We start from the raw sequence: 11,830 nt of genomic DNA on the forward strand, positions 1-11,830 counted from the left end.
ATCAGACCTGATAAACCGGCATGCGATTGCACCAGCGGTCTTTGTATTCGCGGTCGGCACGGCCAAAGGAATAACGCAGCGGCTTACCGAGCGCCCGCGCTTCAGCCCAGGCTGTTTGGGTGTTGATAAAACTCAGCACGCTGCCAGGACTGAACTCGCGGTTTTGCGGGTCCACACCACCGTTGATGTATTCCAAACTAACCCATTGCGGCGCCTCGACGCGGTAGAGCACCTGAGTCGCCACTGGCTGGTCGTTCAGGTAGATCAGCGAGCCCGTCATAAAGTCGCGCATCAGGCTGAACACCTCGGCCAAATGCGTCTTACCGGTCGCTTCGAAGCCCCAGCGGCGCTGAAACAGATCGGCATAAATCACCGCCTGCTCGACAGCGGACAACTCCAGCATCGGCCGAATAACACCACCCGCCTCTTCCAGCAGGCGCTGCTCGCGGCGTTGGTTGTAGCGAAACTTCTTGCTGTACTCCTCAGGCTCGCGGGCCAACGCCAGGCCTTCGGGCTGCTCACGTCGACCGATCACCTGCTCGGCATTCAGAGCCGACAGGTAGCGCACCTTGTGGCGCAGCGGCACACGCGCGTCGCTTGCCAGCGGCAGGATGATCTCGGCATTGCCCAAATCGAACAGGCCACGCTTGCCCTGCTGTTTCAGCACATCCTTGGATAGCGCCAGATGCCGCCCCCAGGTCGGAACCGCAGCGCACAACTCGTCCCGCTCAAACCAGCCCAGGTAACGCACCGGCAAACCGGCCAGCCCTGCCAGACGTTCGATCACCTGCGGATGGGTGGCGACGCTGCCGCCGAACCGCTGCCAGGCAGCGGCATAAGCAGCAGCATCAATCGGCGTCCAGCCACGCTCACGCCAGGCACGTAAATGACTGAGCATCAGGCATCAGGCTCCGAACTCAGGTCGGTATCGTCAGCAAAATCTCGGGCATGCAGGCGCGCGTAGTAGCCATTGAGCGCCAACAACTCGTTATGGGTGCCACGTTCAACAATTTCACCCTGCTCCATCACCAGAATCAGATCAGCCTTCTCGATCGTACTCAAACGATGGGCGATCACGATGGTGGTGCGCCCCTCGACAACCTTATCCAGTGCAGCCTGAATATGCCGCTCAGACTCAGTGTCCAACGCAGAGGTGGCTTCATCAAGAATGAGCAATGGCGCGTCTTTAAGCAGCGCACGCGCTATTGCCAGACGCTGACGCTGACCACCTGAGAGCAAGACACCATTTTCGCCCACCAGGGTGTCGTAGCCCTGCGGCATTTTTTCGATGAACTCAGCGGCGTATGCATCCTCAGCGGCACGCTTGACCGTGGCCAGAGGCGCGCCGGCCAGATCGCCATAGGCGATATTATTGCGCACGGTGTCATTGAACAGCGTGACATGCTGGGTCACCAAAGCGATATGGCGACGCAGGTTACGCAGCGTATAGTCTTCAACATCCAAGTCATCGAGCAAAATCTGGCCTTGCTCATGGTGATAGAAACGCGGAATCAGGCTCGCCAACGTAGACTTGCCGCTACCAGAACGCCCGACCAACGCAACCATCTGCCCGGGTTCGGCAACAAAGGAAACATTATTGAGCACGGGCTTTTCACTGGTCGGATATTGGAAGCTGAGATTGCTGACCTGCAAACGACCCGTTACTCGCTCACGCTCCTGAGTACCCTGGTCAACCTCAGGCGGCTCATCTAGTTGCTCGAAAATACTCTCAGCGCCAGCCACACCTTTTTGGATAGTCGAACTGACCTCGGAAAGCTGACGAATTGGCTTGGGCAGCAACCCTGCCAACGTGATGTAAGCCACTAGATCACCGGCACTGGCTTCACCGCGCAGCAACAACACCAAGAACATCAACACGGCCATGGCGCTATAGATCACCAGCTGCAGGCTTGGAGTGTAGATAGCGCCTGTTTTAACCATCTTCAGTTGCTTTAGGCGATTATCTTCGCTGGCTGTTTGGAAACGCTGTTGTTCATAACTCTCACCACCAAAGCTGCGCACGACTCGATAACCCTGAATTGTTTCCGAAGCCACATGGGTAACATCCCCCATCGCAACTTGAATTTTCTTACTTTGCTTACGAAATTTCTTACTAGTGCTAGACACCATCAATCCGATGATTGGCAGTATCGCAACCATCACCAGCGTGAGCTTCCAGTTCATCCATAACAAGGTTGCAAAAAGGAAGACAACCGTCATCCCCTCACGCACCACTACCTTGATCGCATCCGTGGCAGCACCAGTGACCATGGTCACGTTGTAAGTAAGTCTGGATATCAGGTGACCTGAGTTGTGGCTATCAAAATAACGATTGGGCAGCGTAAGAAGATTGTTGAATAGCGCAATACGCATATCTTGAACCAAGCCCATGGAAACTTTGGCAAGGTAGAAGTTACCGAGAAATGAACCAATACCCTGCCAAAGAGCAATAAGAACGATAAGCAGGGGAACCGCCTGGAGCAGTTTGAGCTCTGCAAGCCATGGCGCATGCTCTTGCATCCAGGGTATGCCGGCGAAAAGCCCGACATTCGAATCGCCAAGACCATCCACGAAAAACTTCAAGATGTAGCCAAGCATTGGTTGAGTTGAAGCGAAGATCAGAAACCCAAAAATACTGATCAAAAACATGCCAATGTAGGGTTTCACATACCCCAGCAGCCGAAAGTAGATTTTCAGACTGCTGGGCTGGACCGCATCACTTCTCGCATCACTCATGAATCAACTCACTTCAATACAGGCGGGTCGCAGTCTAACACTGTGCGGCTGTGCAATGAGGGCAAGCGTGAGGGCCAGGGGAAGCCAGACTATGAACCACTCCGCCCTGGGGGTGCCCCATAGACTGGCCGCATCAAACTGAAGCGCCGCCAGCGAGACAACCAAGGTTCCGAATACCAGCCGCCCTTCGGCGGAAAAACGATTCTGCCAAGCAATATGAAATGCGCTCAACCACAGACCGATCCACAAAAGCACACCTGGCAAGCCAAGCTCAACTGCAACATGGGTGAAACCATTGTGCGTATGGTCGAAGCCCTCGGGATAGTTGAACGTCACAACGCGATAATCCGTACCGACTCCCAACCCGAGAAAGGGATTTTGCATAACCATGTCTAGACTGGCCTGGAAAATTTCTGGCCGGTACGACAGACCGCGCGCGAGAATGAACGGCGCGAAAAGCTCAAAACCGACCCAGCAGATAACCACGATTACGATGCCACCCATCCACACAAAGCGCCCGCCGCGAAGTAAAAGCAGGGCAGAAATACCGGCGATTAATGCAAGCATTGCACCGCGGCTCTGCCCCAGCAGCACAAACGCTAGGGCGAACAGCATCAGAACACCCCACAGAAAATTCTGCCAAACACCAGACGGCTTGAACCGTGCCCCCCAAATCACCACAAGCGTCATGACGTAGGCACCAAGAATCGGATGCCCCACCTGCCCTATGCCCTCAAGCCGAGCACTGAGAGGCTGTGCATCGCGGATATAAAAAAGGTAAATGCTCGCAGCACACGCAAGTGCCAAGCCTGCACAGGCCACCGCCAGACCTTGCCAGATACGCTCAGGATGCTGAGAGGACAACAACGCCAAAGAGGCAAGAAAAACCCCTACATAAAACACGCGTTTCAATTCTCTTGCTGGCTCCTCCGCGCCAGTCCACAGGGTACTCAGCGCAGCCCAGGTCAAAAAGAGCAATAAAAACGAGCAAAACACCCGGTTTCTGCGCCAAACCCCCAGTAAATGCTGATGGAAGAGCATCACTGCTAGCAAACCCGGCAGCCAGAGCAAAACAACCAGTGCTTGCTGATAGATTTTATTGCTAGAGGCCCACGCAATCCCCATTAGAAACCACAAATAACCACCGGTTATCAGCAGCATTACTCCTGTCGCCTGAATCCTCAACATCAACTCCCAACGCCCAGGGCACTCAGCGGGCGGTTCAACCTAAAAAAGGGGTATTCTATGCCGTATCTAACATTCGATGCCTTACGTAATGAACGCCACCCCACAACTTGTCTATCTCGCCTTCGGCGCAGACATTTACCAACGCGAGGCGGTTTTCAGCATAGCCAGCGCACTCGCCCATTCAGCACTCTGCGCAAGCGATCGGCAGTTTGAGATTAGGGTCTTTACCGACAACCCTCAGTTTTACACGAGGCTCCCCGTCACAATTTGCACCATAGACCCTACCTGGGACGGCCCTCACCGCTACCATTTCAGGATCAAGCATGCCGTCCTGCTAAACGTGCTCAGTGAGTATGAAAAAGCTGTACTGATTGATACCGACACGTTTTTCCATACATCTCCTGACTCACTGTTCGGGCGCGTGACCGGTGGTCATCTGCTCTGCAATGCTATCGGAGCCGCTCTCGGAGAATCGCCATCGCTTCCCAGCCAGTCAGTCACCTACCTCAAGCAGACTGGACTTTGGGAGACGAACTTGCGCCAGACGAACTCTGGTGTAATCGGTCTAACCACGACTGACAAAGGGGTTCTCGAACACTCCATTAAGCTGATGGATAACCTGCGCCCACTGGCACCTGAGCTCTACACATTAGAAGAACTCAGCTTAGCTCTTGCAGCACATGGCCAGCTTCAACTCAACGCCTGCACCGACCTCATACACCACTATTGGAGCCGCAAGGCGCAGTTCAGAGCCAAAATCCAAGCGTGGTACACAAAGCATCATCGCGAGCCACTGAGCAAAGCAGCGATGACAGATGTACTGCTCGTGAATGATCGACTACCACGACCGCCACAGCCTTATCGCGGCTGGCAAAAAACTGTGACCGCTTTAATCGCCCAAGAGCGCCGACAGTTTCTGCGTGAGCTGCTTTATGGGTGTCATACCTACTCCAACGAGTTTGATCGCGCCTGTGCAGAGGCCTGGTGGGATAAGGCATTAGTCAATATTGAAGAACGCCTGGGAAAACCGTTGAGTACCGCACAAATAACGCTATGGCTTGCAGACCCATTGTTAAAACTGTTAGCGGGTAGCCACTACAACACCATGCAAGCCCACCTGCTGGGCCGCCTCAAGGCCAAGCAGGCCGTTTAAAGCAAAGGACACATGATGCTCAGCACGAAACACCTGACCGACAGCGCGCTGGCGACACTGACCGCTGGCGCAGAAGTACTCGAAGAGGACAGCCTGGGGCCAAAGGTTTACCGCCTCACCAGCGGTAACTTCCTTAAGCTTTTCCGGCGCAAGCGTTTGATTTCTTCGGCCTTACTCAGACCTTACTCCGTACGTTTTTATCAAAACGCAGAGCGCTTGGCAGAGCTAGGTATTCCAACGCTGACGCCTATAACATTGTACACCTTCGCTGAAAAGCAGCTCAGCGCCGTTCTTTATACCCCGCTTCCAGGCCAGACGCTCAAAGAGCTCTACCTGCTGGACCCCGAAAGCTTCATCGCACGCCTTCCCGCTCTCTGTGACTTTATCCGCGAACTTCACAGAAAAGGCATTTACTTCCGCTCACTCCACCTGGGCAACATCGTACTTACCCCACAAAACACCTTGGGGCTTATTGATGTTGCCGACCTGGCATTTCACCGTCGGGCTCTTTCAAGAGCCAAGGCGGCCCGCAACCTCAAGCACTTCGCCCGACTGCTGCGGCAAATGGACATTACCGGGCGTTTTCCAATGGCCGAATTGTCGGCAGCAGTTTTAGCCGACTAACGGGCAAGCAAGTGCTGGTAAAAAGCTTCGAATCGCACCCAAACGCCTTCGGCATCCATACCAGCACGCTGCACATCAGCCAGGGAGTCAAGGTCTTCCACCAGCACAGTATTGAGCGCATCCCGCCACACCTCAGTAGCTGACAGTAAAAGTCCTGTAGCGCCATTGAGCTGCTCACGAAAGACCGCTAAATCGCTCGCCAAAACCGGCACGCCTGCAATTACTGCCTCAGGCAAGACCAACCCCAGCCCCTCCTGCTCAGAGGGTATGCATATCAGATCAAATGCAGAGTAAAGTCGCGGCGCTTCAACATGATGACCAATCAAATGAACTTGGTTGTGCACGCCCAACTCTTCAGCAAGAGCTGACAAATGCTGGCGCTCAACACCTTCACCGACAATCACAAGACGATCCTCGGGATTGTTCAGGAGCCAACCCGCTATAGCGGTCACCAGCAGACTAAAGCCCTTCTCTGGCACTAAACGCCCCACTGCGCCAATAGTTCGCCCACCGCCTGCCGGAATCCCAAGGGCACGCAGTGCAGTCTCTCTCTCCAATAACGAGGCTCGAAACGCAGCCGGTTCAATCGCCACACGCCCGCTCAACACCTTAAGCCCGGTCTGCTCTTCAAGCTCAGCGGCCAATGTGGCCGAAACTGCAACCAGATCCAGACGTCCCGAAGGAAAACCTCTCAAAAGCGCAATATGTGCCGCCTTTAGCCGTTTCGAACCATGAAACAGCACCACAACTCGGGTAGAGGTGAGCTTTAACAACAAGGGGAGAATAAACTCCGCCACCCCGATACCGTCGACAAGTACCAAGCGGGGCGGTTGCTGCACCAAGCGCTTGGCCAATCGCCGTCGATCCAGTACACGCTGCAGCGCCCCTAGTAGCCCTGCACCTTTGATTCGTGCCGAGGAAAGGTCGAGTGAGGTGACGCGCCCAACGTCAGACAGCGGCTCAGCATTGCCTGACTGCAATAGCAGCGTTTCTATAGCTTCACCAGGTTTACACAACTGGAGAATCTGCCGATGCACCTTATGCACGGAGACGAAGGCTGCACCACCGCTCCACATAACGTTCAGAACGCTCACGATCACTCCTTAATTGGACCGGCAGGCCCTCAGATCAACTTCCACCTGGCCAGCGGACGAAGAAACCATGGCAAACGGCTGTGAACGCGCAATGAAGGGCGCATGGCCTCAGCGATTGCATGCCCGAGTGCAGCAAAGCTGTAACGCTGCTCCACCAGCACTCTACCTGCCTCTGCAATCGCCTGTGCTTTTTCCGGGTCGGCACGCAACATGCGGAGCTTCTCGCGGAGCTCAGGAATATCGCGGTAAAGCACAAGGTTCTGCATATCAACAAAACCCAGTGCAGTATTCTCTTCAGCGCCCTGGTCATAGGCGAGCAATACGCAACCCACGGCCATCGCCTCAAAATTCTTGATCATGTATTCACCCATCCCGACATCAGCGCTTACGAAGAAGCGGATACGGTTGAGTGTGTCGTTATATTCCTGGCCTGATCGCGTCTTGGTTACCAACAGGTTTTCGACAGACGCCAACTCATCCAACAGCGCCTTGCGCCCGCTATACGCCACGCTCTTGGTGCTACCAACAAATGCCAATTCGATATCACGCGCCAGCTCTTGATAGGTCATCAGGCCCTGGTCGTAACCTTTAGGCACGAAAACCGCATCGAAGCCCTCAGCGCTTAGGCGCTGGCTGACTTGAGCACCAGAACTGATGATTCGCACCCAGGGCATACGCCGGTAGTGGGCGCTGAACTTCCCTGTGTACTTACACGGAATATAGTTCTGATAAGCGTCATGTTCGAGAATCACTACGTTGGGCAGCGTGCGAATAAAGCGCCATTGGCGCATCTCTTTCTTGAAACGCAGGAAAAAAAGAACCCTGTCGTAGCGCGACAGATCAACGTGTTCGCGGAAATAGCGCTTCAGATTGGCCTGTTCATCGCTACTCAGCCAGCGAATGTCGCAGCTGTCGCATGACGCCGCAATACCCTCGTACAGCCTGTCCAATATTGCACGCTGCTCGGCCTGGACCAGAAAAAGCACGTTCACTGACACACCTCGAAAACAGTACTAAGAATCGCTTACGAGAACAGCGCAATAGCTGTCCAAAAGCATCCATACAGAAGAGATACTGCTCATTGGGTAGAAGCAGAGCCTGTCGCTGAATCAGCTAGAGCGTTCCCTCAGGTATCTGCAACAACTCGGCCAAACGCTGTTTATGCCGGCTGCTGAGCACTTTACTCCAGGGCTGATTGCTCAGCGCCTCACCTTTGGCTACGGCCTTTCGCCGCAACTCCTCTGCGTATCCGCAACCACAGGCTTCAGCATAAGGATCGGCGCGCATCACAGCTGCGTAATAGGCCAGCTTGGCGAGCGAACGGGTTTTGGCGGGGAGAAATAAACTTCTCACTCGATAGTCAAGACGCTGCCACCAGGCAGGCCTGGGTTTACAAGTCGGGACCTCGCGCACCGCTTGCACGGCCTGCACAGAAAATGCATCACCATAGCGCTGAAAAAACACACCGATCATGTGGCGCCAGTAGTTCTTACCCGAGAAGTAATGCATGACAACACCGTGCGCTTGTGCCGGACGGCCCAAATGCCTGGCAGCAATGCCCATGGCAAACTGCTCGATAACGTGGATTTTGGGAACCATCGGATGCAATACATCAATCAAGGCCAGGGTCTCATCCATCAGGTGTGACGCTTCGCCCTGGAAGCCCAGTACGCCCGAATTAATCAACAACATCTGCTGATCGACACCGTGATGCTCTGCCAGGTAAGGCGCCAGGACGTCATACATCACATCGCCCTTGTACTCTTTCCAGACACCTTCAATTTCATCGACAAGCCAGGGTGAGTCCGCGAGTCGCTCAAACAGCTTGACCGGAGAAGCCAGAAAGAAGGTATCCGTATCAATGAATATGCTTTGATCGGCGTACGCCAACGCATCGCGAATAGCAGCAGCCTTACGCCGATGCAGATAAGCCGCTGGCCCCGTCCAACAGGCCAAGGTTGCCGCATCAAGCGTGATCAGATCGACAGGCCAGCCGCTGAACTGTTCCGGCTCATCGGTGTAAAGCAGAATTCGTGGGCACTCACCGCGCGCGTGATACAACGCAGAAAGGATGCTGTACTTGGCCTCCCGGTGATACTCGGGTTTACCCCCATACACCAGGTAAACAAGCTGCCTTGGTTCACGACTGATCATCACTCTGCCTCCTGCACGATGCGACTCACACCAGGTAATGACCAGAAACGGCTGCGGGCGACCTCATCCGTAAAACCAGCCTGCACACGCCCAGTGCCTAGTGAGCCAAGCCTGCCGACTGCGGCAGCCCGCAATCGAGCGGCAAGCACAGTGTGATCCCCCAATGCGAACAGTGCACCAGAGTCACCGATCACTTCAGGCGCCCCGCCACAATCCGTAGCCAGAACCTGCACATCGGCCGCCATAGCCTCCAGCAACACCATTCCGAATGGCTCGTGATCTGAGGCCAGAGCAAATACATCAAAAGCCTTGAAGTAGTTGCGACCATCGGCGACTTGACCGAGAAAGCGCACCGATGCGCCCACACCCAACTCGCTTACAAGCGCTTTTAACGGCGCCTCAAGCCGACCACTGCCCATAATCGCCAGCAGGCTACCTTCTGGCAGCTGCGGCAATGCCTCGGCAAAACCGCGGATCAGGGTTGCCTGATCCTTGTCCGGGTGCAGGCGCCCGACATTACCGACCACCCAGGCATCCTGAGGTAAGCCCAGGTGCTCACGCGCTGCTTCGCGCGAAACCTGCGCAGCCTGCACAGCGGCGACGTCGATGCGGTTGTACAGCGTCTCGATACGTTCGGGCGCCCAGTTCGACAGGCAGGCGCGCATATCATCACGCACAGCATTGGAGACCCCGAGCAAAGCCAGGCGCTTGCGAAAGAGATTGGCGAACAGCTGACGTGTACGCCGCTTGTAGTCGCCAAACGCATGGTGCACGCCGATCACCGGTAAATTGCTGCCCAGCAGGGCGACGTAGATCGGTTTGAAACGATGGGCGATGCAGAATTTGAAGTCGCGCGAGGCGGCGATGCGCTTGAGATCGCGGATCGCCTTGAGCTTGAGGCCACGCACTTGCCGACTGGAATAGTCGAGAAAAATCACCTCGTCAGAGGCCGAGCCTTGCTCGACGTCTGCACTCGGTTTGCCAGTCAGATAGACCGTACACACTTTGTAAGGCGTACCGACAAAGAGCGCGGCGTATTGCCGCGCGCAGTCGAGGAAGGGGCCGTCGTAGCCGTGGCAGAACTGCAAAACCCACGACTGACCTGCCCCAGCGCCCTCAGACATTGTCATACCAATCCTTGCCATCCTTGACCACGAGGATGTCTTCCATGATCAGGTACTGCAGGTCGGAGCCGTAGAACATGTTCAACGCGTCAGTCGGCGAGCAGATCATCGGCTCGCCACGGCGGTTGAGCGAGGTGTTCAGCGACACGCCGTTGCCGGTGAGTTTTTCCAGTTCCAACATCATGTCGTAGTAGCGCGGGTTGTATTCGCGCTTGAGCACCTGGGCGCGCGAGGTGCCATCTTCGTGCACCACTTCGCCGACGCGGGTCTTCCACTCTTCGTTGACTTCGAAGGTGAAGGTCATAAACGGGCTCGGGTGATCGACCTTGAGCATCTGAGGGCCGACGGTGTCGAGCATCGACGGGCAGAAGGGGCGCCAGCGCTCGCGAAACTTGATCTGTTCGTTAATCCGGTCGGCCACGCCCGCCACGCTCGGGCAGCCTATGATCGAACGACCGCCGAGGGCGCGCGGGCCGAACTCCATACGGCCCTGGAACCAGGCCACTGGATTCGCGTCGACCATGATCTTGGCGATGCGCTGCGGCATGTTGTCGATCCGTTTGAACACCGGCTTGCTCGGGTGACGAGCACAGGCGGCGATCACATCTTCGTTGGAGTAGGACGGACCGAGGTAGACGTGCTCCATCTTCTCCACCGGCACGCCGCGCTGGTGCGAGACGTAGGCAGCAGCGCCAACTGCAGTACCGGCGTCACCGGACGCCGGCTGAACGAACAGCTCTTTCACGTCGTCGCGGGCGATGATCTTCTGGTTCAGTTTGACGTTCAGCGCGCAGCCGCCGGCGAAGGCAATCTTGCCGGTCTCGCGGATGATGTCGCCCAAGTAGTGCTCCATCATCTGCAGCGCCAGCTTCTCGAACAGCGCCTGCATGCTGGCGGCATAGTGGATGTAAGGGTCATCGGCGATATCGCCCTGACGCTTCGGGCCCAGCCACTCGATCAGCTTCTTGGAGAAGTAGAAACCCTTGCCGTTTTCTTTATAGCGGCGCAGGCCGATCACGTTGGCGTATTCGGTGTTGATGATCAGCTCGCCGTTTTCGAACTTGGCCAGGCGCGAGAAATCGTACTTGCTGGCATCGCCATAGGGCGCCATGCCCATCACCTTGAACTCGCCGTCGAGCATCTCGAAGCCGAGGAATTCGGTGATCGCGCCGTACAGGCCACCGAGGGAATCCGGATCAAAGAACTCTTTGATCTTGTGGATCTTGCCGTTCTCGCCGTAGCCGAAGAAGGTGGTGGCGTACTCGCCCTTGCCGTCGATGCCGAGGATCGCGGTCTTCTCGGTAAAACCCGAGCAGTGGTAGGCACTGGCGGCGTGGGCCAGGTGGTGCTCGACCGGCTCGATCTTGATCTTCTTCAGATCAAAGCCGAGCTGCTGCAGGCACCACTGGATATGTTTGTAATAGCGCTTGTAGCGACGGTTACCCATCAGAATCGCGTCGAGGGCGCGGTCCGGCGCGTACCAATAGCGCTTGGCGTACTGCCAGCGGGCCTTCTCGAAGATGCTGATCGGGGCAAACGGAATAGCCACCACGTCAACGTCAGACGGTTTGATCCCTGCCTGCTCCAGGCAGAACTTGGCCGATTCGTAGGGCATGCGGTTCTTCGCGTGCTTGTCGCGCACAAAGCGCTCTTCTTCGACGGCCGCGATCAGCTTGCCGTCGATATACAGGGCGGCGGAGGGGTCATGGCTGAGGGCGCCGGACAGGCCGAGAATGGTCAGTGCCACTGGTTTTGCC

The 11,830-nt window shown here is 55.9% G+C and carries 10 protein-coding genes; 2 read left to right on the forward strand and 8 right to left on the reverse strand.

Annotated elements, in window-relative coordinates; all coding sequences use genetic code 11:
- Position 1 precedes the first annotated feature (1 nt).
- From Q8O69_RS13780 to Q8O69_RS13790, 3 genes are read right to left on the reverse strand one after another with little or no spacing between them, the layout of a single operon-like run.
- Entirely contained in the window at positions 2-898 is an 897-nt protein-coding gene (locus Q8O69_RS13780) for a GNAT family N-acetyltransferase (RefSeq protein WP_305592883.1), read from the reverse strand.
- Positions 898-2,736 (reverse strand): lipid A export permease/ATP-binding protein MsbA, encoded by a 1,839-nt coding sequence (gene msbA, locus Q8O69_RS13785; protein ID WP_305592884.1) that lies wholly within the window; start codon positions 2,734-2,736, stop codon positions 898-900. The genes Q8O69_RS13780 and msbA overlap by 1 nt, the downstream gene beginning before the upstream one ends.
- A gap of 3 nt (positions 2,737-2,739) precedes the next feature.
- Positions 2,740-3,897: an O-antigen ligase gene (locus tag Q8O69_RS13790; RefSeq protein WP_305592885.1), complete on the reverse strand. Its 1,158-nt coding sequence runs from the start codon at positions 3,895-3,897 to the stop codon at positions 2,740-2,742.
- Between the two features lie 103 nt (positions 3,898-4,000).
- On the opposite strand from Q8O69_RS13790, the gene Q8O69_RS13795 reads away from it, so the two are divergent.
- Positions 4,001-5,077, forward strand: coding sequence for a hypothetical protein (locus Q8O69_RS13795; RefSeq protein WP_371136139.1), 1,077 nt, complete (start codon positions 4,001-4,003; stop codon positions 5,075-5,077).
- A 12-nt stretch (positions 5,078-5,089) separates the two neighbouring features.
- Complete coding sequence (locus Q8O69_RS13800; protein WP_305592887.1) at positions 5,090-5,701, forward strand: toluene tolerance protein; 612 nt, start codon at positions 5,090-5,092, stop codon at positions 5,699-5,701.
- On the opposite strand, the gene Q8O69_RS13805 is transcribed toward Q8O69_RS13800, so the two are convergent.
- The 5 genes from Q8O69_RS13805 to Q8O69_RS13825 all read right to left on the reverse strand — a co-directional run bounded on the left by Q8O69_RS13805 (position 5,698) and on the right by Q8O69_RS13825 (position 11,820).
- Positions 5,698-6,795 carry a glycosyltransferase gene (locus Q8O69_RS13805; RefSeq protein ID WP_305592888.1) on the reverse strand — a complete coding sequence of 366 codons (1,098 nt, stop codon included), beginning with the start codon at positions 6,793-6,795 and terminating at the stop codon, positions 5,698-5,700. The genes Q8O69_RS13800 and Q8O69_RS13805 overlap by 4 nt on opposite strands.
- Positions 6,796-6,824: 29 nt before the next feature.
- Positions 6,825-7,787 carry a glycosyltransferase gene (locus tag Q8O69_RS13810; protein WP_305592889.1) on the reverse strand — a complete coding sequence of 321 codons (963 nt, stop codon included), beginning with the start codon at positions 7,785-7,787 and terminating at the stop codon, positions 6,825-6,827.
- A gap of 121 nt (positions 7,788-7,908) precedes the next feature.
- Positions 7,909-8,949: a hypothetical protein gene (locus Q8O69_RS13815; RefSeq protein WP_305592890.1), complete on the reverse strand. Its 1,041-nt coding sequence runs from the start codon at positions 8,947-8,949 to the stop codon at positions 7,909-7,911.
- Entirely contained in the window at positions 8,949-10,079 is a 1,131-nt protein-coding gene (locus tag Q8O69_RS13820; RefSeq protein WP_305592891.1) for a glycosyltransferase, read from the reverse strand. The genes Q8O69_RS13815 and Q8O69_RS13820 overlap by 1 nt, the downstream gene beginning before the upstream one ends.
- Positions 10,066-11,820 carry a carbamoyltransferase gene (locus Q8O69_RS13825; RefSeq protein WP_305592892.1) on the reverse strand — a complete coding sequence of 585 codons (1,755 nt, stop codon included), beginning with the start codon at positions 11,818-11,820 and terminating at the stop codon, positions 10,066-10,068. Before Q8O69_RS13825 ends, Q8O69_RS13820 begins: the two co-directional genes overlap by 14 nt.
- Positions 11,821-11,830: the final 10 nt, after the last annotated feature.

This window comes from Pseudomonas sp. (genome assembly GCF_030690725.1).
Classification (GTDB): Bacteria; Pseudomonadota; Gammaproteobacteria; order Pseudomonadales; family Pseudomonadaceae; genus Aquipseudomonas.